The organism is Acidobacteriota bacterium (assembly GCA_033549365.1).
Classification (GTDB): domain Bacteria; phylum Acidobacteriota; class Aminicenantia; order Aminicenantales; family Saccharicenantaceae; genus JAWSUF01.
Map to the genome: position 1 here is coordinate 22,058 of JAWSUF010000011.1, position 23,580 is coordinate 45,637.

At 60.2% G+C, this 23,580-nt stretch carries 18 protein-coding genes; 3 read left to right on the forward strand and 15 right to left on the reverse strand.

Annotated features, from left to right (window positions below; genetic code table 11):
- The first annotated feature begins 25 nt into the window (after nucleotides 1-25).
- Both SCM96_12880 and SCM96_12885 read left to right on the forward strand, forming a co-directional pair.
- Nucleotides 26-1,147 (forward strand): polyprenyl synthetase family protein, encoded by a 1,122-nt coding sequence (locus tag SCM96_12880; protein MDW7761512.1) that lies wholly within the window; start codon nucleotides 26-28, stop codon nucleotides 1,145-1,147.
- Nucleotides 1,148-1,199: 52 nt separating this feature from the next.
- Nucleotides 1,200-2,597: a serine/threonine-protein kinase gene (locus SCM96_12885; protein MDW7761513.1), complete on the forward strand. Its 1,398-nt coding sequence runs from the start codon at nucleotides 1,200-1,202 to the stop codon at nucleotides 2,595-2,597.
- Here SCM96_12885 and SCM96_12890 read toward each other — a convergent pair.
- The 8 genes from SCM96_12890 to SCM96_12925 all read right to left on the reverse strand — a co-directional run bounded on the left by SCM96_12890 (nucleotide 2,531) and on the right by SCM96_12925 (nucleotide 14,052).
- Entirely contained in the window at nucleotides 2,531-3,493 is a 963-nt protein-coding gene (locus SCM96_12890) for a DUF1848 domain-containing protein (GenBank protein ID MDW7761514.1), read from the reverse strand. The genes SCM96_12885 and SCM96_12890 overlap by 67 nt on opposite strands.
- Nucleotides 3,448-4,620 carry a Gfo/Idh/MocA family oxidoreductase gene (locus tag SCM96_12895; GenBank protein ID MDW7761515.1) on the reverse strand — a complete coding sequence of 391 codons (1,173 nt, stop codon included), beginning with the start codon at nucleotides 4,618-4,620 and terminating at the stop codon, nucleotides 3,448-3,450. The genes SCM96_12890 and SCM96_12895 overlap by 46 nt, the downstream gene beginning before the upstream one ends.
- Nucleotides 4,621-4,774: 154 nt before the next feature.
- Nucleotides 4,775-7,123: an SLC13 family permease gene (locus tag SCM96_12900; GenBank protein MDW7761516.1), complete on the reverse strand. Its 2,349-nt coding sequence runs from the start codon at nucleotides 7,121-7,123 to the stop codon at nucleotides 4,775-4,777.
- A gap of 4 nt (nucleotides 7,124-7,127) precedes the next feature.
- Nucleotides 7,128-9,092, reverse strand: a complete 1,965-nt coding sequence (locus SCM96_12905; protein ID MDW7761517.1) for a hypothetical protein — start codon at nucleotides 9,090-9,092, stop codon at nucleotides 7,128-7,130.
- Between the two features lie 19 nt (nucleotides 9,093-9,111).
- Nucleotides 9,112-10,416, reverse strand: coding sequence for a Gfo/Idh/MocA family oxidoreductase (locus SCM96_12910; GenBank protein ID MDW7761518.1), 1,305 nt, complete (start codon nucleotides 10,414-10,416; stop codon nucleotides 9,112-9,114).
- Between the two features lie 16 nt (nucleotides 10,417-10,432).
- A complete protein-coding gene (locus tag SCM96_12915; GenBank protein ID MDW7761519.1) occupies nucleotides 10,433-11,722 on the reverse strand; it encodes a Gfo/Idh/MocA family oxidoreductase in 1,290 nt (429 codons plus the stop codon).
- A 32-nt stretch (nucleotides 11,723-11,754) separates the two neighbouring features.
- Nucleotides 11,755-12,723, reverse strand: a complete 969-nt coding sequence (locus SCM96_12920; protein MDW7761520.1) for a TIM barrel protein — start codon at nucleotides 12,721-12,723, stop codon at nucleotides 11,755-11,757.
- Between the two features lie 207 nt (nucleotides 12,724-12,930).
- Nucleotides 12,931-14,052 carry a methyltransferase domain-containing protein gene (locus tag SCM96_12925; GenBank protein ID MDW7761521.1) on the reverse strand — a complete coding sequence of 374 codons (1,122 nt, stop codon included), beginning with the start codon at nucleotides 14,050-14,052 and terminating at the stop codon, nucleotides 12,931-12,933.
- A 136-nt stretch (nucleotides 14,053-14,188) separates the two neighbouring features.
- Here SCM96_12925 and SCM96_12930 point away from each other — a divergent pair, with 136 nt between their 5' ends.
- Complete coding sequence (locus SCM96_12930; GenBank protein MDW7761522.1) at nucleotides 14,189-16,066, forward strand: DUF4438 domain-containing protein; 1,878 nt, start codon at nucleotides 14,189-14,191, stop codon at nucleotides 16,064-16,066.
- Nucleotides 16,067-16,113: 47 nt separating this feature from the next.
- On the opposite strand, the gene SCM96_12935 is transcribed toward SCM96_12930, so the two are convergent.
- From SCM96_12935 to SCM96_12965, 7 genes are all read right to left on the reverse strand, one after another.
- Nucleotides 16,114-17,286, reverse strand: coding sequence for a 6-bladed beta-propeller (locus SCM96_12935; GenBank protein MDW7761523.1), 1,173 nt, complete (start codon nucleotides 17,284-17,286; stop codon nucleotides 16,114-16,116).
- A gap of 89 nt (nucleotides 17,287-17,375) precedes the next feature.
- Complete coding sequence (locus tag SCM96_12940; protein MDW7761524.1) at nucleotides 17,376-19,262, reverse strand: ABC transporter permease; 1,887 nt, start codon at nucleotides 19,260-19,262, stop codon at nucleotides 17,376-17,378.
- Complete coding sequence (locus SCM96_12945; protein MDW7761525.1) at nucleotides 19,256-20,107, reverse strand: ABC transporter ATP-binding protein; 852 nt, start codon at nucleotides 20,105-20,107, stop codon at nucleotides 19,256-19,258. Before SCM96_12945 ends, SCM96_12940 begins: the two co-directional genes overlap by 7 nt.
- Before the next feature lie 11 nt (nucleotides 20,108-20,118).
- On the reverse strand, nucleotides 20,119-20,502 hold the full coding sequence (locus SCM96_12950) for a GntR family transcriptional regulator (GenBank protein MDW7761526.1): 384 nt from the start codon (nucleotides 20,500-20,502) through the stop codon (nucleotides 20,119-20,121).
- Nucleotides 20,503-20,589: 87 nt separating this feature from the next.
- The gene (locus tag SCM96_12955; GenBank protein ID MDW7761527.1) at nucleotides 20,590-21,663 is read right to left on the reverse strand and encodes a hypothetical protein; all 1,074 of its coding nucleotides are present in this window, start codon (nucleotides 21,661-21,663) and stop codon (nucleotides 20,590-20,592) included.
- A gap of 6 nt (nucleotides 21,664-21,669) precedes the next feature.
- The gene (locus SCM96_12960) at nucleotides 21,670-22,206 is read right to left on the reverse strand and encodes a DUF350 domain-containing protein (GenBank protein ID MDW7761528.1); all 537 of its coding nucleotides are present in this window, start codon (nucleotides 22,204-22,206) and stop codon (nucleotides 21,670-21,672) included.
- Nucleotides 22,172-23,515 (reverse strand): APC family permease, encoded by a 1,344-nt coding sequence (locus tag SCM96_12965; protein ID MDW7761529.1) that lies wholly within the window; start codon nucleotides 23,513-23,515, stop codon nucleotides 22,172-22,174. Before SCM96_12965 ends, SCM96_12960 begins: the two co-directional genes overlap by 35 nt.
- Nucleotides 23,516-23,580 lie beyond the last annotated feature (65 nt).

The window sequence follows — 23,580 nt, forward strand, 5'->3', positions numbered from 1 at the left end:
GAGCGGGCGATATCATACCGCCGTCATGAAAACAAAGGCCCGGAAAGAGTTTTCGGAGGTTTGGCGGTCCGCCGCCGAAAGGGTCGACCGGCAGCTTCGGGAATTCCTTCCGCCTAACCTTACGGATGAGGATGTGGCCTCCTTTCTTCTGACTCAAAAAGGAGAGGACGACCCGGCGCTTTATACCCGGATGATTTCCGAGCCCGCCTGGAAGCTCCTCGAGCGGGGGGGAAAACGCTGGAGACCGATTTTCGGCATTCATCTGCTCGGGGCCCTGGGCCGCGATCCCGGCCCGTTCGAACGCCTGATTGCCGTTCTCAGCGAGTTGACGCATACGGGATCTCTCATCATCGACGACATCCAGGACCGCTCTTCGGCGCGGCGGGGCGGCGCGTGCGTCCATCTCTGCTATGGAGACGGTCCGGCCATCAACGCCGCGAACGTACTGTATTTCATGCCCCAGCTTCTCATCATGAGCCAATCGGGTCTGACCGCACGGCGGAAACTCGAAATCCACCAAATCCTTGTCCGGCAGTTTGTGCGCGCCCACTTCGGGCAGGCCCGCGACCTCGACCGACCGGCGCCTTTGACAAAGGCGGCTCTCAAATCCCTGCCGGGACGTTCGGCGGACGTGAATATTCTCCGCACTTATGAACTGAAAACCGCCGCGCCGATCGCCGGACTGGCCGAGGTCTGCGCGGTCATCGCCGGCTCCGTCCCGGCCGTTCGCCGGGATTGCGTTGAATTCGGCCGGGCTCTCGGCACGGCCTTTCAGATCGTCGACGATGTCCGGGATTTCGATCGCCCGGGGAAAAGCGGTCGGGAGTGCGGCAAGGATCTCGGCGAAGGGAAAATCACCTATGCGATTTTGCGGGCGCTCGAATGTCTGCGGGGATCCGCCCGGGACGAATTGATCGACATTCTGACCTCACGGACCCGGCGGTCAAACCCGGCGGACCGGGCGCGCGGATTAACTCTCGTCCGGCGCTCCGGTGCGCTGGCCGCCTGTCGCCGCGAAGCCGAGGCCATGGTTGCGCCGGTCTGGCGGACTCTGGCCGCACGATTGTCTTCTTCCGGGCACAAGAAGTTCCTGAAGCAGCTGGTTGCTCACTTGATGGATAACCCTGCCGGGATCGAACGCTTGTGAAAAAGATTCCCCAAAGATGACGGGAATGATAAAATGATCGGGGATTGAGATCATGGTCGGAGAGACTCTGAAGCATTACCGCGTCGAGGACAGGCTCGGCAAAGGCGGAATGGGTGTCGTTTATAAAGCCCGCGACCTTCGCCTCGACCGGCCCGTGGCCTTGAAAATCCCCGATCCGGCCCTCGTGGCCAACCCCCAGCGCCGGCAGAGATTCATGTTTGAGGCCCGTTCCGCGGCGGCCGTCAGCCATCCGGCCATCGCCCAGGTCTACGATATTGATGAAGCCGACGGGACGCTGTTTATTGCCATGGAGTTCGTCGACGGCCGGTCCGTGGGCCGTCTTGTCGCCGAGGGCGAACTCGATCTTCTCGGCTCCATCGAAATCGCCATCCAGGTCGCCGAGGGGCTGGCCAAGGCCCACGACGCCGGCATTCTTCACCGCGACATCAAGCCGGACAACATCATGGTGACTCCGGACGGCCATGCCAAGATCCTGGACTTCGGACTGGCCAAACTGATGGAGCCCGTTCCCGGTGAATCCGCGGCGCCCGGGCAGCCGTCCCAAACCCTGACTCTAAATCCGGCCCTCACCATGCCGGGGACGGTGATGGGAACGATCAACTACATGAGTCCCGAACAGGCCCGGGGAAAAGACCTCGACCGGCGAAGCGACATCTTTTCCCTCGGCGTCGTTCTCTATGAAATGGTGACCTCGGAGCTTCCGTTCAAGGGTGAAACGCCCATCGACACCATGCATGCCGTCGCTTACGAGGAACCGCGGCCCGTAACGCTCATCCGCCGGAGCCTGGCGCCGGAACTTCACCGCATCGTCACGCGATGCCTGCGCAAGAATCCGGACGACCGCTATCCCGATGCCCGAAGCCTGGCGGCGGACCTCCGGCGTCTCAAGCAGAATCTCGAATCCGGAACGGTTCCCGGTCTTACGGCCGCCGAACGATTCCGGGACTGGACCGAGCGATTCCGGGCTTCTTTTCCCTTCGGGGCCAAAGGCGCGGCGGTTCTGGCCGGGGCCGTTCTCTTGACGGTCATTCTGGTGCTGGCGCGCTTCAATTGGGGCGCCTTGATCGGTCCGGCCATCCTGACCCTTTTTCTCTATCGATTTATCCGGAACCGGAAAAAACGGCTGATTGCGGCCTTCACCAAAAAAATCGCCCGCATTTCCAATGTCAGGGCCGTGGTCGTTCGGGACGACCGGATCACGATCGTCGTGGACCGGGCGCCGGCCGCGGTTTACGTCCGGATCACGGCCGCCGTCGACGAGATCAACGGTAAGCTCTATATGGGAAAGCCGGTCGAGGCCGAGATTAAAAGCGATTTGCCGCAGGAAGAATTCCGGGCTGTGCTGCAGCAAGTCGGGTTGGCTTACGCCCGCGACGACGTTCCGCCGGGACCGGAAAACGGCAAGAGAATCGGCCCGTCCGGGTCGTGAAGCTCCCGATTCCGAAGAGCGGTCGCGGGCGAGGCATTGGCGTAGCAATACAGGCAGGTATGGGCGCAGGTGTCGTAGGCGCCGATGTCGACGCTCCGGACGCACAGACATTCCTTCCTCTGCCCGGGATCCTTGGACATCGGGATGGAGCGGCCTATCATCCGTTCGAACCGCCGGGCATCGATGCAGGCGCCGCGCGCCGTTCCTTCGGGATGACATTCGGAGGAGACGGCGCACGTGCCGAGCGTCATACCCCGGAAAGCCGCCATCCGCTTCAACTTGAGAAGCAGACGCCGGGCATCATCCGGTTCCGGAAGTGAAACTTTGAGCGATTCCATATGGCGCCGGCTTTTCCTGTAAAGGGTGAGAAAAGCGATGATGACGTGCGTTGTGTATCCCTCGAGATTCCTTGCGAGAGATTCGAAACGCCGCAGATGCTCGTCGCCGCCGATTGCAGGTGTGAGGAATATCGGATCGTAGCGCCAGATCACACGTTCCGGCCCCAGGCGGTCGGATAATCTTTTGAAGGTTTCGATGACGGCTCTCTTCGGAGGAAGGTTCGGCTCGATGGACGGGCCATATCCCGTAATGGTGAACAGAAAGTCATAAGGGATTTCAAAGGCGTCGAGACCGGGGAGTCGGCTGAGAAAATCTTCCGGGTTTTTCGTCCAGAACACGATGCCGTCGATGGAGGCGGGATCCAGATCGACCCGGCGCACCTCTAAGCGGCGCCTCGGATTCGCGACCAGGACATGTCCGGCGCGAAGCCTGTTCAGAAACCATCGGCCGTAAAAGGCCGGAATGTCCGTTCTCCGGCTGGCGCTGACGATCATGCTGCGGCGGGAGGATTTCAGAAATCCACCCAGGCGGCGTCCCGGGACGAGCTCTCGACGCATTTTTCTATGGTGGCGACACCGCGTACGCCTTCGTGGACGTCGGGAAAGTCGAGGTCGTCGGCGCCGGGCGTCATCCCCGCTTTAATCTTGGCCAGCGCGCCGATGTAGGTCGCGTACATGTTGGCGAAGCACTCGAAATAGCCTTCGGGATGGCCCGAGGGGATGCGGGACAGGGCCTGGGCCCGGGGCGACATGGGATCGCGGCCCCGCGAGATGCGCGAGACCGGACGGTCGAGAAAGGCCACCCGAGCGTGGTTCGGCTCTTCCTGGACCCATTCGACGGATCCCTTCGTGCCGTAGATCCGGACGCGGAAGCCGTTGTCGTGGCCGATCGCGATCTGCGAGCTCCAGGAGACGCCTTTGGCTCCGCCCTCATAGTCGATGAGGATCGTGGCGTTGTCATCGAGGACCCGGTCTTCGCCGAACCGGTCGAGGCGGGCGCAGAGCCTGCGGATCTTGAGGCCGGTCATGGCGGCCACCATGTTTTCGATGTGGCTTCCGATGTCCCCGACGCAGTTGGAGATCCCGGCCAGGGCCGGGTCGGTGCGCCACAGAGATTGTTTCTGGCCCGTTTTTTCGAGGGGGGTCGCCAGCCATTCCTGCGGATATTCGGCATTCACGAAACGGATTTCGCCGATTTCGCCGCGGGCGATCATGTCCCGGATATTCTTGACCATGGGATAGCAGGCGTAGGCGTAGGCGACGCAAAACAGAAGCTTTTTCTCCCCGGACAGGCGGGCCAGCTCTTCGGCGTCGCGGAGGCTTGTCGCCAGGGGCTTGTCACAGACGACGGGGAAGCCTTTTTCGAGGGCCAGGCGGGCGATGGGGTGGTGGGAGCTGTTGGGCGTCACGATGACGATGAAGTCCGGGCGGTCGTCCCGGGACGCCTCGGTTTCCAGCATGACCTGGAAATCGGGGTAAAGACGGTCCTTCGGCAAACCGAGGCTTTCGCCGAGTGTTCGGGTTTTTTCAAAATCCTGGGAAAAACAACCGGAGGCAAGTTCGGCTTTTCCGTCCATGGCGATCGCCTTGCGGTGGACGTCGCCGATAAAGGCGCCCGGGCCTCCGCCGACCATGCCGTAACGAAGCCGCGGCGCTTGATTGAGGGTGTCCTGTCCTTCAATCATGACTCCTCCTCCCAGGGTTTTTGATTCCGGCTCCGGTCATCATATGAAACATTGACGCATTTTTCAATCTTTTCAGAAACTCAGGGCTGCCGATTTGAGCGGCAATGATTCCGGACAAGATATCACTTGAAGAGCGGCCGTGCGGACTGCGTGTTCAGAACGGAAAAACGACCGGCAGAAGCAGGATGCTTACGACGAGGACGATCAGAGAGATGGGCAGGCCGTTTTTCATGTAATCGCTGAAGCGGTAACCGCCGGGGCTCATGACCAGGACGTTGGCCGGGTGGGAGACGGGCGTCATGAAGCTCGATGCCACGGCATAGGCGATCGCCATAATAAAGGGATAAGGGGAGACTTCCAGGCTGAAGGCGGTGGCTAGAGCGATCGGGGTCATGACGACCGCGTTGACGGCGCTGGGAATGAACTGATTGATGATCAAGGTCAGGGCCATGAGTCCCGCCATGACGGCCGTCGGGCCATAAGGTCCCGATGCTGAGACGACTCCCCCGGCCAACAGCTCCGCGGCGCCGGTCTGCTGCATGGCGAATCCCATGGGAAGCATCGCCGCGATCAGGAAAACGGCTTTCCATTCAATGGCCCGATAGGCCTCGTCCATCGTCAGACATCGGGTCAAGACCATAAAGGCGGCTCCGGCAATGGCGGCGATGGAGATGGGCAGCCAATTGAAAATGACGGTGGCGATGACGGACAGCATGATCAGGGAGGCGAGAGGCGCCTTCCTGATCCGCGGTTTTTCCTGGACGTCCAGGCGGAGAACGACGAAATCCCGCTCGCGGGCCAAAATTTCAAAACGCTCGATCGGGCCGTAGCACAACAGCGCGTCGCCGTATTGGAGAGGAAAGTCGGCCAATCCCGTCCGGTAGGATCGATCCCCCCGCCAGACGGCCAGGATCGAAATGCCGAATTTTTCACGGAACCGCAGATCCCGCAGGGTTTTTCCGGCAACCGTCGTGTAGGGCGAGAGCATGACCTCGATGATGGCCTGCGGGCCGGTTTCGAGTTCCGCCAGATCAACGCGGATATCCCGCAGGATTTTCAGGGATTGGAGGCCGCTCAGAACCTCGATGTCGGTCGGATGTCCGGAAACGATGAGCCGGTCCCCGGATTCGAGGCCTGTGTCGGGGTCGGGAAGCGGCCTTTCCTCGCCGCCGCGGATGATGTTCAGAACCGAGATGCCGTAAGCGTCTCCCAGTCTGGCTTCAGCGAGCGTTTTTCCGGCGAGTGCGGAGCCTTCGGGAATATCGAGAAAAAGAAGGCGGTCTTCGAGATGATATTCTCCGGCCTCTTCGATGCCCAACTCCCGGAATCCCGGCTGGTCCGAAAGAGCGTTCAGGTTTTCGACGGCGCCTTCGACCAGCAGGCGGTCGCCCGATGCGAGGGGCATGTCCTGCAGTTTGGTCCGGCGGACGATATCGCCGCGGCGGACGGCCAGGACATTCACCCCGGATTTCCGGCGGAAACCGGTTTGAGCCAGGGTCCGGCCGGCCAAAGCTGAAGATTCGCCGACGGTGAACTCGGCGAGGCCGATATTTTCCGATAGAAGACCCTTGACGGCGGGGACATCGGTTCTGACCGTGAAGACGGGCCGTTCGGCCAATTGGTCGAGTTGGTCCAAGCGGCCGAGTGCCAGCAGGCGGTCGCCGCCCTCCAGGACAAGATCGGCGTCGGGGCCGAGCTTTTCTCCGAAGCCGCGCTCGATGCTCAAAATATTCAAGCCCAGAGCCCGGCTGATGCGGCTTTCGGCCAGGGTTTTCCCGGCCAGGGCGCTGTCTTTCGGAAGAATGAGCATGGCCAGGCGTTCTTCGAGACCATAGAGTTTCCGTTGGTCCAGGAATGCAGGTCCGCTGTCCGAAACAGACCGATGAACCTGTTGCTCGGGTAAAAGCCGCCGTCCGATCAGCTTCATATAGAGGATGGAAACAATCAAAATGGCGAGGCCGATCGGAGTGAAATCGAACAAGCCCAAAGTGGGAAGGCCGGCTTCCCGCAGAAAGTCGCTGACGACAAGGTTCGAGGCCGTGCCGATCAAAACCAGCATTCCTCCCAGGAGAGAACCATAAGCCATGGGAAGAAGCAGGCGCGAAACGGCCCGTTGTGTCCTCCGTGCGATGTCGAGTGTCACGGGGAGGAACATGGCTGCGACTCCGATGTTGTTCATGAAACCCGAAAGAAGGGCGGTGCTGCTCATGAGAACCGTGACCAGGCGGCTTTCCGTTTTTCCGGCAAGACGCAGAATCTGGGCGCCCAGAACGGCGGCGACCCCGGTGCGGCTCAGCCCGGCCGAAAGGATGAAGACGGCCCAAATCGTGACGACCGCCGGGTTGGAAAATCCCGAGATCGCCTCAACCGGCGTCACCAGTCCGGAAACCGTCAGGCCGACAAGAACAAGGAGTGCCGTAAGATCCGGCCGCAACACCTCGGAGACAAAGAGCACAATGGCAACGAGGAGAATCCCGAACGTGAGCCCGATTTCGAAGGTCATGACGTCATGGAGTTTTCAGGCGTTCGCGGATCCGATCGACGGCGGCCAGAGCCTCGTCCCGAATCGATGCGTCTCCGATCTGAGAGGCCGCGAGAGCCAGAGCTTCGGGCGAGGGGAATCCCGGCAGGGCGCCCAGAACGAGCCGTTTTTCCTCCGGTCGTTCGCAGAGAGAGAGGGCTTCCGCCAGGTCGGCGGCGACGCCTTTCGGCGCCCGGTGGCGTTCGAGGCCGATCATGCGCACGAAAGCCCTCATGGCGAGAACGCGAAGCGTGAGGTTCGGGGAGGATCGGACGATATCCAGAACATCGTCCCGGGCGGTCGCCGTCGGCCAGTCGATCAAGGTCCGCGCCGCAGCCTCGGCCGCCGTGTTGTCGGGATCGTCCAGGAACCCGCGGACGATGGGCAGCGAGGCGTCATCGCCGATCCGCCCGAGAAGGCGGAGGAGCATGGCGATCCGCTCGCTATCGGTTTCTTTTTCGAGGAGAGTCCGGACCGGAGCGGACCTCATGCCGGGCCGTGGTATGGCCAGGGAAACGATCGAGACCGTCGACAAGAGCTCCTCGCGGGTGAGGGAATCGTCATTGAAAAGCATGAGATCGATAAGATCGTCCATGTCCGCCGGCGAGGCGAGGGCTTTCAAGGCCCGAGCCGCCTGCAGACGAACGGTTGGAGAGGCTGTCGCGGCATGCCGCATGAGACTGTCCTTCACGCCGGTAAGCCGGCGCTCTCCCGCAGCCAGGATGAGTTCGCCGAGGACTTTGTCGTCCCGGGTTTTTTCGAGAAGCGAATAGACGGCCTCTTCGGCGCCGGCGCCCCGGATCCTCCACAGGCTTTCCCGGGCGGCGGTCTGTTCGGCGCCCCGGGTCGCGGCCGCTCTTTCGGCCAGGAAGGTGACGGCCGAGGCATCGCCGACGGACTCAAGGGTGCGGAGAGCCGCGATGCGGACGTCGAGGGATGTGTCCCCGGCAGCGCGACGGACCGCGACGAGAACTTCTGGAGTCGAAAAATCGGAAAGCGCGGCGACCAAAGGAATTCGTCCCGCCTCGGGAAGCCTTTCGAGATAGGGAAGGACGGAGCCGATGGATGAGGCATCGAAAACCGATGAAACGAGCGACGCCGCATCGATCTGAAGATCAGGGTTCGAAGATGCGAAGGCATCCAGGATGATCTTGGGCGCATCTTTTCCGGCGGCGGCGATCTTACCCCGGAAGGCGGCGCTGCGGATGGAGGGAGAGATTTCGGTTGACAGCACGGTTTCATAGATCGATGCGGCTTCGATCGGACGCTCTTCTTTCAGACGGCGATCGGCGCAGGTCAGGAGGCCTGCGGCTGCAGCGGTTTTCAAGGTTTCCGCTCCGTTTTCCAGAATGTCCAGGAGCACGGCCTCGGCTTCGGTTCCTCCTATCGTGCCCAGAGCTTCAACGGCGGCGCGGGCCGCCGGCCCGGAATCCGGGGCCGAGGCGATTCGCGATAATGCGGGGACGGCGGCTGAGGAACCGCGGCCGCCCAGTGAGGACACAACCCCGATTATCATCTCGCCTTCGACCGTCTCCAGCGCCGAAAGAAGAGCCCTCTCCGCCTCCTCTCCGGGAATGATTTCCAGAGCGTAACGCGCCATGTCCGATGTCTCGGAGCGAACGAGCATCGAGGATAAAACGGGAACCGAGTCGGAAGACCCGATCAGTCGCAGGTTTCGGCAGACGGCCGCTTTGCCGGACGATGTGGCTTCGCCCTGAAGAAAAGCAACCAGGGAAGACTCGATCTCGGCCAAAGCCGCGGAATCGTCCAGGCGTGAAGCGATATAGGCCTGCAGCCGGAGCGGCGCGCCCTCGCCTTCGGCCCAGTCGTGGACGGCGAGATCGCGGAGGATTGCGGAGAGGTCTTCCGTATTCGGGTCCGCGTATCCCGCGGCCGGGAAAACGATGAAGAGAATCAGGACGGCGATAAGGATGAATCGTTTTGTGTTCATTGTTCTCCGCATCCTTTCCCTAAGCCGGGAGCTGCCAGGGTTTCCGGTAGGCGCGGGCCAGAAGCCGCTCGACCCCGGGGTCTCCGATAAGGGTTTCCGAAGCCGGGTCCCAGCGGATTTTCCGGCCGGCGGCGATGGCTGCAACGGCCAGATGGCCGACACTGGCCGACCGGTGGGCCGCCGTGCAGGGCGTGATCGTCGGGCGCCGGCTGCGAATGCCGTCCAGGAAATTCCCGGCGTGATCCCGGCTCTTCTCCAGGCGGATTTCCTCCGGACCGACGGTCTCTCTTTTCAACCCGGCCGGTTCGCACTCGAATTCCCCCCGGTCGACCCAGATCCAACCCCGCTCTCCGATCCATTTCGTTCCGCTCCAGATGTCCGGGTGTCCGCCGGCGATGATCATGGGCGTTCCGTCGGCATAGACGGCTTCCACGCGATAGCGGGTCGGGCTGTTGTAAATGCCCGATGTCGGGAATTCGGCCGTGCCTTCGACGGAGACGGGGCCGGTGTCGTCCCAGCCCATGCCCCAGTGGGCGATGTCGACGTGGTGGCCGACCCAGTCCATGAGCTGGCCGCCGCCGAAATCCATGTTCCAGCGCCAGTTCATGTGGACACGGGCCTTGCAGTAAGGCTGCCAGGGGGCGGGGCCGACCCAGAAATCGTAATCCAGATTGGGAGGAGGCGGCACGAGATCCTCTTCTCCGAAGGTCCCGGCGAAATCATAGTGGCCCGAGGGCAGCCCGACTTCGATTCTCATGATGCGGCCGAGGCGGCCGTTGCGGACAAGCTCGCAAGCCTGGTGGAAATTTTCCACTGATCTCTGCCAGGACCCCGTCTGCCAGACCCGGCCGTAGCGTTTGACGGCCGCACAGAGAGCCTGCCCCTCGCGGAGACTGTGGGTCAGGGGCTTCTCGCCGAAGACGTCGAGTCCGGCCCGGAGCGCGGCGATCGACAGGATGGCGTGCCAGTGGTCGGGCACGGCGATGGACACGGCGTCGAGGTCGTCTCGGGCGTAGAGGTCGCGAAAGTCGTGGTAGGTCGCGCAGGATGTGCTGCCGTACATGCTGTCGACGATCCTCTTGGCCATGGCCAGGGGTTCCTTGTCGATGTCGCAGACGGCGACCCACTGGACTTCGTTCTTCTCGAGGAAGCTGCGCATGTTGCCCGGGCCCTGCATGCCGAAACCGATGCCGGCCATGACGATGCGGTTCGAGGGCGCGACCGCCCCGTCCTTGCCCAGGGCCGAGGCGGGAACGATGGCCGGAAATCCGGCCGCCCCGGCCGCGGCCAGCGCGGCCGTTTTTAAAAATTTGCGACGCTTCATAGTAACCTCCGGCCGGCTAGATGAGAGGAGTGACGCCGGGTATTGCGACAGGATCGACCGGGTTCGGTCCAAACTCGAGTTTGGGCGGGACCAGATCGAGCTTGGAGGCGTTCATCGCCCAATCCCAGGATATGGCCCGTCCCGTGTAGGCGCTCATGCGTCCGAGAATTGCGCAGAGAGTGCTTTCGGCGACCTGGCGTCCTTCGTTGAGGGGTTTTCCGAATCGGATGCTCGCAATGAGGTCGGCATGCTCCTGAACGAAGGGATTGATCTCTTCGCCCTCGAATTTCCAGGCGTTCGGGCCGGAGATTTGGCCATAGCCGAAGGCGTGGCCACTGGTTCCCACAATCCGCTCCTCGATGCGGTCGGCACAGCCGGGGGTCTGGCGGCACATGCTCATGACCCGGACGCCGTTCGGATACTCGAACTCGACGGCGAAGTGATCGTAGATGTTGCCGTATTCGGGGGCCGTCCGGACTTCGCGTCCGCCCATTCCCATGACCCGGACCGGCAGAGCGCCGATCGCCCAGTTGATGACATCGATGTTGTGGATGTGCTGCTCGACGATGTGGTCGCCCGAGGTCCAGCTGAAGTAGAGCCAGTTCCGGCACTGCCATTCCATGTCGCTCATTTCGGGGGTCTGTTTGACGACCCAGAGCTCGCCCTGGTTCCAGTAGCACTGGCCGCCGACGATCTCGCCGATGGCCCCGTCGCGAATGCGTTTCATGAGCTCCCGATAGCTCTGCTGATGACGGCGCTGGGTTCCCGCCACGACGGCCAGGCCTTTTTGAGCCGCAAGTTCCGAGCTTGCGATCACGGATCGGACGCCGATGGGATCCACGGCCACGGGCTTTTCCATGAAGACGTTTTTGCCGGCCTCGACGATCGCCTGGAAATGCGCGGGTCGAAAGCCGGGCGGGGCGGCCGTGACGATATAGTTGATGTCCTTGAGCGCGAGCAGTTTGCGATATCCGTCGAATCCGGTGAAACAGGTCTCCGGCTTGACCTTGACCGCGTCCGGAACCCGCTCATGGAGCCGGGTGAGACTCCGTTCGATGCGGTCCGGAAAGAGATCGTGCAGGGCCAGGATCTCGACTCCGGGCGAGGAGTTGACGGCGTCGATGGCTGCGCCCGTTCCGCGGCCGCCGCAGCCGATGATCCCGATCCGGATCGTGTCCGAGCCCCCGGCGTGCAGGCCCAGGCCGCCCGGTATGGCCGCGGCCAGAGAGACCGCCGCCGATGTCTTGAGAAAATCCCTTCGGGTCAGTCCGGAGTTTCCGCTCCGGCCGTTTGTCGTGTCGCTCATCGGTCGTCCTTTCACTGAAGATGCCGCGTTTTTCACGCGAAGTCGTCGCAGGCGCGGTAGGCCGCGATGACGGCCGTTTCGCCGTCTTTTCCGGGAAGGCTTTTGCCGTGTTCCATGCAGATCACCGGGTCCGTCCCCTTGGCATGGAGGTGCTTGAAGATGTTCCGGTAATTGATTTCGCCGGTCCCGGGCTCCCTGCGGCCTGGGTTGTCGCCCACATGGAAGGCCGCGATCTCGTCCCAGGCCCGGTCGATGTTCCGAATGAGATCGCCCTCGGTGATCTGCTGGTGGTAGAGGTCGTTGACGATCTTGCAGGCGGGGCTGGAGACGGCCCGGCAGATCTGGAAGGCCTGGGGAATCTTCGTCAGGAACAGCCCGGGGTGGTCCTTGGGATTGAGAGGTTCGATGACCATGACGAGTCCTTCGGATTCGCAGATGTCGGCCAGAAAGCGGAGGTTTTCGACGACGTTGGCCGTCTGGTAATCCCATTCGAGCCTTTCGTCGATCCGTCCGGGGACGACGAGGGTCTGTTTGACGCCCGTTCTTTTGGATGTTTCAACGGCCGTCCGGATCCTTCCGACGAGCATCTCCCGGATTTCGGGATCCCGGGTGACGAAGGACGTTTTGCCGAAGTCGGCGTAGGCGACGAAGGGACCGGCGTCGAGACCGAGGCGGCGAGCTTCCCCGGAAATCGCTTCCTGGTCGGCGGCCGGGCGGTTCATCAGGCCGTTGTCGAAAAAGGCCCGGAAACCCTGATCGGCCATGAACTTGAGCTGGTCCACAGGATTTTTTCCTGCGTGTTCCGCGAACATGCCGAACGGCGGGGCGTATTTCAGTTTGAACCCTCCGCCGGGCCCGCTTCCGGACGGACTGCCGAAAAATCCTGTTGCGCCCAGAGGGTTTGCGGCCAGGACCGCGGCCGCTGCGGCTGCGCCGCCGAGAAATTTTCGCCGGGACAGCCCGCCGGGGCTTTCAGGCACCGATGTGCGGTTTTTTTTCATGAGGGTGTCTCCTAAAGAAATTTCGTGGGTTTCGCCCGGAAGGCAAAGAAGCCTCGGGGCCGTCGATGTGGAGTTTCGGCGTGTGCCGATCATGGGCTCATTCTATGCGAAAAAAGACGAGGTTTTCAACTCCGCCGATGAAGGCGACCGCAGCGACGTCAGGAAGCCGGAAAGGCCGAATTAAAGGAATTGAGAAAGGCGCCCGGCTTATTCGGAAGAAGCGATGCGATCAAGAATAGATCGGATCTTTCCGAACTCTGCATTTTTTGAAAAAACATAATAGGCTCTTCGCGCCGGAGAGATCTTCTCCATGGCCTCATCGAATTTGCGGTGGAGTGCGGATTCGATATCGGTTTCCCGTCGGAAACCCGCCTCGGCGAATCGGTCAACCCACCAATCCGTGGTGGCCCCGATAAGATGGCCGTTTTTCGGGTATCCGTATCCATCGACGGGTACGGCCCGGAAGAGCCTTTTTTTCTCGGCATCCTCGGCCCAGGATTCATAATCGATCCGGAAGATCTCTCCGAAAACGGAGTCTTTTCCGAAGGCGGGGATGTTGGCGTAGAGAAAACCCCCGTCGTTCAGAAGTTCATACAATCTCCTAATATAACTCAAAAGAGAGTTGGGGTTGAGATGTTCGAAAATATCCAGACCGAGAATGACATCATAGCTGTGCGAAAAGGTGAGGTGGCGGATGTCTCCGAGACGGATGCGACTGCTGATTTCAGGAAAGGCCTTGTCCAGACTGATCACGCTGATCTCCACGCCGTCCCCGTCGATCCCCCTGTCCTTGAGACATTTGAGGACGGCACCGTTGGCGCAACCGAAATCGAGAACGGATGAGGGTTCGAACTCGGCTGTGATGTCGGCCATCATGCGTTTGTCCTCGTCGATAAGAAAGCTCCAAACGCCGGGTCGTTCGTAATAACCGTTGGAAAGGATCTTTCGCTCGAGCCAATCGAAGTCGCCGGGGCTCTCTGCGATGAAAAACGAACTTTTTTCCCTCCCGGAAAGATCCGCGAGAATGATGTAGTTCTCCGGCCGCTCGTCCTTGATGGGAATAAGCTTGATATAGTTATGAATATTGTCCTTGACGATCTTGAAGATGAACTCCGGAGCTTCGGTGATGTTTACGACGAGAGCGGCACGGGAATTTCCCTCCCGAAGGAACTTGAGTTGGTTTTCACGCCCGACGGGGTCGGGCTCCCGTCCAAGAAAACGCTTGTAGATATAATCCAGGAACTCATTGTCCGAGAGTTGATCCAGGGGATGGAGGTTGTTGTCTCCCGGCGATTGCCGACGTTGCTTTTTCAGAAGCTTATTGAACATGTGGGAGTCCTCAAATCTGAAAAATCTTTTATATCATGCTCTCTGCTTTTATTCAATTCCAATTCCCGGCTTGCCGGTCTCGACTCCTGCCGTTATAATGACGAAGATGTTTACTGCTAAAAAGGAGTCCTCAATCATGAGACGAAGAATTCCGGCCGCTTTTCGGGTATCCGCCCTGACATTGAACTTGGCTGTCGTTCTGACTGTCGCCGTTTCCGCCTCCGATCTTCCCGGGCGGAAGCCGGTTGCCACCAACAAGGCCGCGTTGCTGACCGTCGCCGTTCAGGGCCAGATCGCTCCGGCCCAGCCGTCGCGGTCCTACGCCGTGACCTGGGACGGCACGCCCAAGATGCTGATCGGGACGGGCGGCATCAATTACAATCTGAAAATCGGCGATCCGATCTTCGGCTGGGCGAGCGCTGATCGCGCGACCATGGGCGTCGCCGTCGAAGGCGCCGGGGATGACCGGGGCCGCGGCGCCTGGATTCCTCATATTTCCGTAGGCACCGAAGTCAAACTTCTCTCGGGATCGGCCCGGGGCGAAAAGGGCGTGGTCGCGGCCAAGTACGGCGGGTTTGCGCTGGTTCACTTTGAGGACGCGGTTCTCGACAAGCTGGCTGTCGGCGATCTCGTTCAGGCCAAGGCCGTCGGCATCGGCTTGAAGATCGACGGGTACGAAGAGATCTTCATCCATGGCCTGACGCCCGATGTCCTGGAAAAGCTCGCGACCGAAACGGCGGACGGCCGTATCGAAGTTCCCGTCGTGAAGGAGATTCCGGCCGAGATCGCGGGCCAGGGCGCCGGCGGTTCCAGCATTTACGGCCACTGGCATATTCAGACGTGCTATCCGCCGGACGTCGAAAAGTACGGACTGAAGGATCTTCGATTCGGCGACCTTGTTCTTCTCAAGGATGTTCAGACCGACTATGGAAAGGGCTATTTCGAGGGCGGGTCGACGATCGGGATCATCTGCAGCGGGCCCTCGGACATGTCCGGCGTGGGCATCGCCGTCACGCCGATTCTGTCCTCGCGAACGAAAAAACTGACCGCAAGACTCGATCCCTCGGCCAATATCGGCAAATACCTGGGGATCAAGATGAAAAACCCGCCCCCGGCTCCGGTTGCCGCGAAAGGCGTTTTGAAAACCAATAAAAACAGCCTGATCACGACCGCCGTCCAGGCCGTTGTTCAGCCGCCCGGCGGCCGCGATTACGGCGTGACCTATGACGGCACGCCGAAAATCGGCATCGGCATGGCCTCCATCAACTACACGGTGTCCTTCGGCGATCCCGCCTACGGGTGGGCGAGCGCCGATCATGTCGAGCCCGACGTCACCGTCCAGGGCCGGGACGCCGCCCGGCCCTCGGACTGCGCGATCGCCATCCTGGCCGGAATCGGCAATGAGGCCGAAGTCATTTCCGGCGACGCCAAGGGAGCGCGGGGGTATTATATCGGCCGGCACGCCGGTTCTCACGACCTGGTCTGGTTACCGGCCGAGGCCAAGGACAATCTCGCGCTCAATGACAAAATTCAGGTCAAGGCCCGCAGCGTGGGCTTGAAAATCGACGGATTCGATGACGTGCGGGTCAACAAGATCTCGCCCGAACTTCTGGAAAAGATGGGCATTCGGATCGAAAACGATCAGCTTGTCGTTCCCGTGGTCATGGAAATCCCGGGTCACATCATGGGCTCGGGACTCGGAAGCTCGTTTGTCGAGACCCTGGATTACGATATCCAGACGACCTGTCCCGAAACCGTCGAGCGCTATGGATTGAAAAAGCTCAAACTCGGAGATGTCGTGGCCATCCGCGATCACTACAATTCCTTCGGCGCGGGACGCTACAAGGATGCCGTGACGATCGGCGTCTGCATCCACGGCTGGAGCGACTATGCCGGGCACGGGCCGGGAGTCACCACTGTGTTGAGCGCGCTTCCGGGCCGCATCACGCCCAAAATCGATCCCCACGCCAACGCGGCCTATTACCTCGGCATCAAGGAAATACCGGCCGAATAGGACTCGGATTCAGCGGGCGCCGGTGCGGACGTTGAAACCCAGGCTCTTTAAAAACCAGAGCGGCCTGGATGAAGCTCTCTGTTATAGTCCCATCTGATTTCATACCGTTTGAGAAGGGGATAGCCGGCCTCATCCTCCTCGGCCGCGTAGAGACGGCCCTTGCGAATGAGCGGCTGGATCACGGGCAGGACGGTCCGGACGATATACCGGCCCTCCGGGTCGAAAACATCGTAATAGTATCCCTTGCGGCCCGGCGGGCGCTCCCAGCTCAAGACCCAGATCCTGTCTTCGTCGTCGGTCACGAAATACCGGAATGACGGATAATGCCGGGGGATTTTCATGTTCTCCAGAATACCGGGCGGAGCGCCTTGGGTCCGTTCGTCGATGTCCTCCTTGGCGACCGGGACCGGCTCCGGATTCATCTGGATCTTGCGCGCGAGGCGGCCGTCCGCGTCATAGATCCTGAACTCGAACTTCACCGCATGGGCGCAGACGAGGCGATCTCCGGAAAGCAGATCCCAGCGGAGGATCGGAAAGATGGGGTCAAAACCATCGCGGGCCGAATTCTGTGTGGGGGAGGATTCGTAGACCAGGATGTCCTTGAATTCGCCGTCGACTTTCCGTAGTTCGTAGCGACCGTCGGTTTCTTCATAGATGATGAGAAAGACAAATAAGTTCCCCTCGGAGTCCGGCCGGGCATCCATGAGCATCAGGGAAGATGCGGATAGGGTGCGTATATATTCCCCGCTGCTTTCGAAAAAAACGAGCTTCGGGCTCATGTCGACGACGGCCAGTTCGTCCCGTTCGGTGGAATAAATCGTTCTCGGCATCTCCAGTTCCCCGGGACCCTGGCCGGGCCTGCCGAATGTCCCGATCCTTCCCCCGTCCCGGTCGAAGGCCTTGATGTTCTTGTCCTTTCCGTCCAGGACGAAAATCGTCCCGTCCCCGGCGACCGTGATCGAGGAGATCGTCGCAAACGCGATATCGCCGCTGCTCTCGCCTCCGATTGTCAGGTCCTCCTCCAGAGAAAGGACTTCCGGGCCGTAGAGGGGTGCGTTCGGGTTCTTGACGACGACGATGCCGTCTTCTTCCACGATCCGGCCTTTCCAACCGTCGGACTTTGGGGAACAGGCGGGACCGAGCAGGAGTCCGGCCGCCAGGATAAAAGTGAGAACCGTCAATGAAAAAAACGGGGCGTTTTTCGGACGGGATACGGACATGATCACCTCCCAATGGGACGCCGCTCAACGCGGCTCTTTTCCAATATATACCGGACAGGAGAGTCCGGTCAACTTGAATCAAGCACAGACTAATGAATCCGGCGCCACTTCATGGACTCCAGATCGAGGGTCCAGAGTCCGGTTTTGTCGAATTCCCAGGCGAAAACCGTTTTTCCGGCGCAATGTAAATTAACGAGTTCGCCTGATTCCCAGGGAAGAGCGATGGTCTTGATTTCTTCGAGGCTTTCGTCAAGGAGGACGAGGGATTTTCTTCCCGTGCCGGAATCGGCCGATAGCAGGACGAGGTTGTCCGACATCCACAGGGGCCAGCCGGTTTTATAACGCGTTCCATCCCGCTGCGCCGTAATCCTGTCTTCGGTCAGCGAATAGATGTTTAACTTTCTGTGTCCCGGCGGTCCCGTCCACACAGCCAGCTTATCCCGGGCTTCGTTGAAACCGAACAGGCCGATGGAATCGTCGGCCAGGACCTCTTGCGCCTCATTTGACACGATATCATGGAGGATCAGGCTTTCTTGATTTCTGTCTTGATCGATAGAGGCGTATGCGATCAGATCGTGTTGAAAAGCTTCGACCATAGGAGCTTTATGGATGTTCCTGGCCAGGATTTCAACGTCTTTTCCGTCGGCATCCCTTTCCAGGTCGATTCTCAAGATGTCGGTCCCGGAGGCCTCATTTTTCTTTGCGAAACGGCTGTATATGACAAGATACCTCGCCGATGCAGAAAAGCCGACTATCATGCTGAAATGGGGAATTTCGGGCATCCCCAAAGTCAGGCTTCGGGTTTCCCTGCCTTCCCCATCCATCCCGTGAAGCCTTTCTCTGCCCTGAATATCCCGGGTTAAGAGCGCGATTTTTCTGCCGTCCGGAGAGATCACAGCCTGCCGGATGTAGAGGTTCGAGAATGGACCCTCTTCGGTCGACGTGTCCGCCAGGCGCCCGGCATTCCGTCCGGAGGTGTCCATGATCCATAGCTCCTCCGACATGCGATTTCGTCTCTTCGGAACGTTTTTGATGAAAATGATTTTTCCATCGCCTACGGAAATAGAATGCCAAATCAGCGGGGTCTTGAGGATTCGTCGCAGACGGGAGCTCGCCAAGTCATACCGGAATATTCCTTTTGCCGTTCGGAAATAAGCGGCGTCTGCCGCGATTCTCATGTTATAGAAATGGGGAGCTTTCGCCGGCGAGAAAACCGGTGCAAGCAACACACAGGACACGAAGGAGGTTGCGAGAAAGACCGCGGCCCGTTTCATGAAATACCGCGCTTTCTTTCCGGGCTGGGAGAAATCCGTTCGGCTGAAAGTCAGGATCGAGGCCAGAGCCAGGCTCAGGGAAAACAGCGCCAGGACGAACAGAGACCAGGAAAGAACATTCAGGTAAATAAGCGTCCAGATCAACAGGGGCGATAAGACCGCCTGCGCGCCGCCGAAAATTAGAAACGCCCAAAGCAGAAGAGTCCAGACAATCGTCGAAGGCTGTTTATCCGAGAGGATGGACAAGGAAAAGGCCGCATTGAAAAGAACGATGGCGCCGAGACATCCCAGCTCGAAAATGGAGATGTTATGGCCGAAAGACAGGATCCAGTTCAAGTCGGAAAAAACGGCTTGAATTCCGGGAACGACTTTGATGATGAGGGTGAAGCTTCCCATAACGGCCAGGAGAATTCCGAGCTGGGCGGCATACTTGGCCAGCCAGATGCGGCTCTTTGAGATCGGCCGGGAAAAGAGATAGGCCCAGGCGCCGTCCTTGAACTCAGACTGGAATGCTCCCGCCCCCAGAAGCAGGCCGAGGACGGGAAGGAAAGCCAGTGTTGCGGCGCCGGCCAGGATGTCGACGGCCTCCCGGTTTCCGGATAGGACGAAGAACAGGACGACGAAAGCGAGAAGCGCCGCCAGGGAAAAGACGACAAGCGGCAGCCGCTCCTTCCACTCTTTGATGACGATGGTTTTCAGCATGGCGTCCTCTCTTGCCGTTTTTTGACGAAGCTTTCAAAGATTTCCTCAAGGCTCAGCGGTTCGACCTCCAGCCGGGCGGGTGACAACTGTTCCAGCCTCTGCCTTTTCTCGCCGGTCCAGGGATAAACGATGTCCGTCTTTTCCGACGCGTCCCCGTCGAATCTCAGAACGACGCGTTTCACGGCATCTTTGATCCGTTCGTAATCCTCGTTCAGGACGATTTCGCCGCCGTGAAGAATGAAGAGATGCTCGACGATGCGCTCGAGCTCATGGACCATGTGGGTGGAGAAAAACACCGTTGTCTCCGAGTCCGCCAGTTCCCCGATGATGTCCTTCAGGAAGTCGCGGCGCGTCGGGACGTCGATGCCGGAGGTGGCGTCGTCGAGGATGAGAAGCGCGGGCCGGGCCGCAAGCGCCGCGGCCAGATGAAGCTTGAGCTTCAAGCCGCGGGATAGAGAGGCCACCCGGGCTTTGACATCCAGGGAAAAACGTTTCAGGCAATCGGCGGCCCGCCCGGCGTCCCAGCCGGGATAGAACGCGGCGTTGAAGTCCATGAACTCTCCGACCTTCATCCAGCCGTAGATGAAGGAGTCTTCGGGAACATAGCCGATCTCGGTCTTGTGGGAGGCGGCGCCGAAGGGGATCGGGGCGCCCCTGAAAAACAGGCGGCCTCCTTCGGCGGGAATGACGCCCGTGATGATGCGGATCATCGTCGTTTTCCCTTCGCCGTTGTTCCCCAGGAGGCCGTAGACTTTGCCGCTTTCGAGGCTCAGGCCGATATCCTTCAGGATCCGGCGGCGGCCGAAGCTCTTCGTGACATGTTCCAGGCGCAGAATCTCGCTCATTCTCTCTCTCCTCAGACAGGCGGGTTGAGGGCCTTCATGCGGTCTTCAAATGCCTTTCGGATCTCGTCGCGATCGAAACCGAACCGGACGGCTTGATCCACCGCTCCGGCCAAAATCCGGCCCAGGAGGCTATCGCGTTCTTTTCCGGCCCGGGAGGATGACCCCGGAGCAACGAAGCTGCCCTTGCCCCGGCGCCCGGTGATCAGCCCGTCCTGCTCGAGATCCCGGTAGGCCCGGGCCACGGTGTTGGGGTTTATGATCAGTTCGGAGGCCAGGTCCCGGATCGAGGGCAGAGGATCGTCGGGCTTCAGGGATCCCGTGGCGATGCGGCTCCGGATCTCCGTCTTGATCTGTTCATAGATCGGGATAAAACTCGATGTTTCGATCTTGATCATCGCGGCGTCCTTTGTCTTACTGTATTAATATAATAATACACTAAGACAAAATGTCAAGAGTTTTTTTAATATTTTTTCCGCCGGGTGTCAGTCCGAGACGATTTCGTACCGGTAGCGGCCGCTGTTGAGATAGGTCGAGCTGTAATAGGTGATTTGTCCGGGCGGGACCCTCTTGTTCGGAGAGACTTCGCACAGAGTATAGCGCAGGCCGTTGATGGTCAATCCGCCCGTCTCCCAGGAAGGAACGGCCACCCCCACGAACATGTGTTCCGGAACGCGGATGAGAACGACGGGATACTTCTTGAAGTTCAGCCAGATCGAGGCGAAGGCGACGGCCTTGGAATCGCAGTCGCCGAGGTTGTCGACGAGAACCCGGGGCGGCGTCCAGAAGCCGAGGATGACCTTGCCGTCCTCGACCGTCGGCGGCACCCGGTACAGGATATGCTGGATGAAGGACAGTGACAGTCCAAGAAAATCCCGGATGTTGAGCTTTTCGTCGATCGCGCGCAGAACCTCCAGCACATGTCGGACGCGCGGCGTGTTATTGCGGACGCTTCTCGGGTAGTCGACCCGGAAGGCCTTTCCCTCAGAGGCCAGACCCCGGCTCACGAGGTATCGGGTTTTCTCTGCGTCCAGACCGGCCTCGATTTTCTTTGAAGCCGACGCGTACTCATCCGCCAGCCGAATCCGAATGGCGTCATAAGCCGGCTTGACGCGGTCCTGGATATCGAAGGGGACCGAGAGCTTGAGCGTAAACTCCAGGGGGCCTTTCTCCTGGAGAATGATGTATTCCCCATGGCCGCCTTCATCGATAAGAAACCGGACCAGAGCCTTTAGGTCTGCAATCATCTCCTCGTTCCGGGCCGCGCTCCAGGCTTCGAGATGCCGGTCGAGATCCTCCTGGCGGTAGCCGAATTCTTTCTCGGCGCTAGCCAGGACATCCTTGTCGATGTCGAAAGAGATGGTCCGGGATGTCCCCTTAAAGTCCTTCCATCCGTATTTGAGAGTGTAGGAGGCGGATTCTTCGGTCCGGGCGAAGACATTGGTGAGGCTCGACGTCGGCTGGGGCGCCTCCGGAGGGAGAAGGGTCAATCCCCCCGCGGCGGCAAGCGTCATGAGCCCCGTGATGCCGAGGGCGGGCACCGGTGTCCGGATCTTCATCGTCCGCTATTGGAGGGGAACGACGCCGATTTCCGGAAACGGCACGAGGGCCCGGGTGAGGCCCGAAACGCCGGAACTGATCAGGATGGAAACCGCGATGATCAGCATGGCCATGAACACGGCGACGGCGATGTTGCCGGTCTTGATCTCCTCGATCTCGTCGATCCCCGGCGTCATCCGGTCGAAGAGCCACAGGCTGAAGAGGATGCAGAGCACGGCCAGAATCCCGGCCAGGAAGATATACCCGATGGACAGTCCGATGAGTTCGAGGAAGGCCCCGAAGCTTCTGTCTCCTTCCATGGCGAAGATCTGGAGAACGGCCATCACGGGATACAGGGCCTGCCGGACGATGATGACCTCTCCGATCAGGATGCCGCCCAGGACGACGCCCACGGCCGTGTTTCCCTGCTTGAGCTGAGCCTCTTCGTCGAAGCGCTTGGTCAGGGCCAGAATCGCCCGGTAGGTCGCGAAGATCAGGACGAGGCTGACAAGGATGGAAATCAGAAGCTCAAAGATGCCGAACAGAACCTGATGAAGACTCATGGCTCCTCCTCTCCTTCCGGCGTTTTAACAAATAGAAGATCGTGCCTGCGGCGACGGCGGCCAGGCCTGCCAGGATTTGATCCGATGAGACGCCGGCAATGACGCCCGCCATCACAAGAATGGCGAGAACGGGCACGAGGGGACCGAACGGAATCACGAACGTCGCCGGCTTGGCCCGGTCCGCGAAGCGCGGATGTCTCAGGACGAGGACCGCGGCGCACGAGGCGGCATAGGTGAGCAGCCTCGACAGGGCGCTGGCAATAGCCAGCCAGACAAAGGATCCCGAGATCGCAAGAACAAGGGCGACGGCCGATGTGAAAAGAATGGCATTTGCCGGCGTGCGGTAACGCGGATGAATCTTTCCGAAAAACGGCGGCAGGTCGCCGTTTTCAGCCAGGGCGAAGATCGTCCGCGACCCGGCCAGCACCTGCCCGGCGCTGTTCCCGGCGATTGAGACGATTGTGCCCCCGCCGAGAAGAAGAGCGCCCGCGGCGCCCATGAAAAGAAAGGCCGAATCGGCAAGCGGTGTAGAGGATCCGGCCAGGTTGGGGTTTGTCCCCATGGCGACGATCTGAGCGGCGATCATGATGCCCGTCACGGAAAGAATGGTCGTCACCAGGGCGAACGGCACATGGCGACGCGGAGCACCGGACTCTCCGGCCGGAACGGGGACGACCTCGTAGCCTCCGAAGGCGAAGATGAGCAGAAGAGCCGTCGCCGAGGCCGACGTCCAGGAGATCGCGGGCAGGGGCGTCAAGGCGGACCAATCCATATGAAACAATCCGACGGTGATGAAGATGCCCAGCGGGAGAAGTTTGCCGATCGTCAGGATGTTGATCGTCCAAGCACTCTGACGGATGCCCCGGACATTGATAGTTGCCAGAGTTCCCAGAAGAGCCGTCAGGATCAGAGCCCTTTTTATACCCGAGGTCATGGCGGGTGCATAGTATCCCAGCGCCAGGACGAGGCCGTTGGCCACGGAGGCGTAACTGGAGGCCCGGGTAAACCACTGGAGCCAACCGACCTGGAAAGCCGGAAAGCGGCCAAAGGCGGCCCGGGTATGGAGATAGGGACCACCGGTTCCTTCGAACCGGCTGCCGAGCTCGGCGAAGCAGAGCGCAAACAGAAGAGAGACGAAACCAGCGGCCAGAAAGAAAAAGGGGCTCCAATTGCCGACCAGAACCACGACGGCCGCAGGCATCAGGAAGATGCCGCTTCCGATGACTTGATTGACGCCGATTGCGGTCAAGTCCCAACGGGTGAGAACACGGAGAAGAGTCGGTTTGTTTTCCCGAACATCATGGCTCATGGAATCTCTCGGGGCATGCCGGGAATTTATCTTGACCGCAGGGGGTTGTCAACCCCGGTGCACGC

Coding starts and splice junctions, on each gene's coding strand:
- SCM96_12940 (MDW7761524.1), bottom strand. CDS start 19,262: ATGCTGAAAACCATCGTCATCAAAGAGTGGAAGGAGCGGCTGCCGCTT.
- SCM96_12915 (MDW7761519.1), bottom strand. CDS start 11,722: ATGAGCGACACGACAAACGGCCGGAGCGGAAACTCCGGACTGACCCGA.
- SCM96_12955 (MDW7761527.1), bottom strand. CDS start 21,663: ATGAAGATCCGGACACCGGTGCCCGCCCTCGGCATCACGGGGCTCATG.
- SCM96_12925 (MDW7761521.1), bottom strand. CDS start 14,052: ATGTTCAATAAGCTTCTGAAAAAGCAACGTCGGCAATCGCCGGGAGAC.
- SCM96_12890 (MDW7761514.1), bottom strand. CDS start 3,493: ATGCGTCGAGAGCTCGTCCCGGGACGCCGCCTGGGTGGATTTCTGAAA.
- SCM96_12920 (MDW7761520.1), bottom strand. CDS start 12,723: ATGAAAAAAAACCGCACATCGGTGCCTGAAAGCCCCGGCGGGCTGTCC.
- SCM96_12945 (MDW7761525.1), bottom strand. CDS start 20,107: ATGAGCGAGATTCTGCGCCTGGAACATGTCACGAAGAGCTTCGGCCGC.
- SCM96_12935 (MDW7761523.1), bottom strand. CDS start 17,286: ATGTCCGTATCCCGTCCGAAAAACGCCCCGTTTTTTTCATTGACGGTT.
- SCM96_12885 (MDW7761513.1), top strand. CDS start 1,200: ATGGTCGGAGAGACTCTGAAGCATTACCGCGTCGAGGACAGGCTCGGC.
- SCM96_12895 (MDW7761515.1), bottom strand. CDS start 4,620: ATGATTGAAGGACAGGACACCCTCAATCAAGCGCCGCGGCTTCGTTAC.
- SCM96_12900 (MDW7761516.1), bottom strand. CDS start 7,123: ATGACCTTCGAAATCGGGCTCACGTTCGGGATTCTCCTCGTTGCCATT.
- SCM96_12930 (MDW7761522.1), top strand. CDS start 14,189: ATGAGACGAAGAATTCCGGCCGCTTTTCGGGTATCCGCCCTGACATTG.
- SCM96_12910 (MDW7761518.1), bottom strand. CDS start 10,416: ATGAAGCGTCGCAAATTTTTAAAAACGGCCGCGCTGGCCGCGGCCGGG.
- SCM96_12880 (MDW7761512.1), top strand. CDS start 26: ATGAAAACAAAGGCCCGGAAAGAGTTTTCGGAGGTTTGGCGGTCCGCC.
- SCM96_12960 (MDW7761528.1), bottom strand. CDS start 22,206: ATGAGTCTTCATCAGGTTCTGTTCGGCATCTTTGAGCTTCTGATTTCC.
- SCM96_12905 (MDW7761517.1), bottom strand. CDS start 9,092: ATGAACACAAAACGATTCATCCTTATCGCCGTCCTGATTCTCTTCATC.
- SCM96_12950 (MDW7761526.1), bottom strand. CDS start 20,502: ATGATCAAGATCGAAACATCGAGTTTTATCCCGATCTATGAACAGATC.
- SCM96_12965 (MDW7761529.1), bottom strand. CDS start 23,515: ATGAGCCATGATGTTCGGGAAAACAAACCGACTCTTCTCCGTGTTCTC.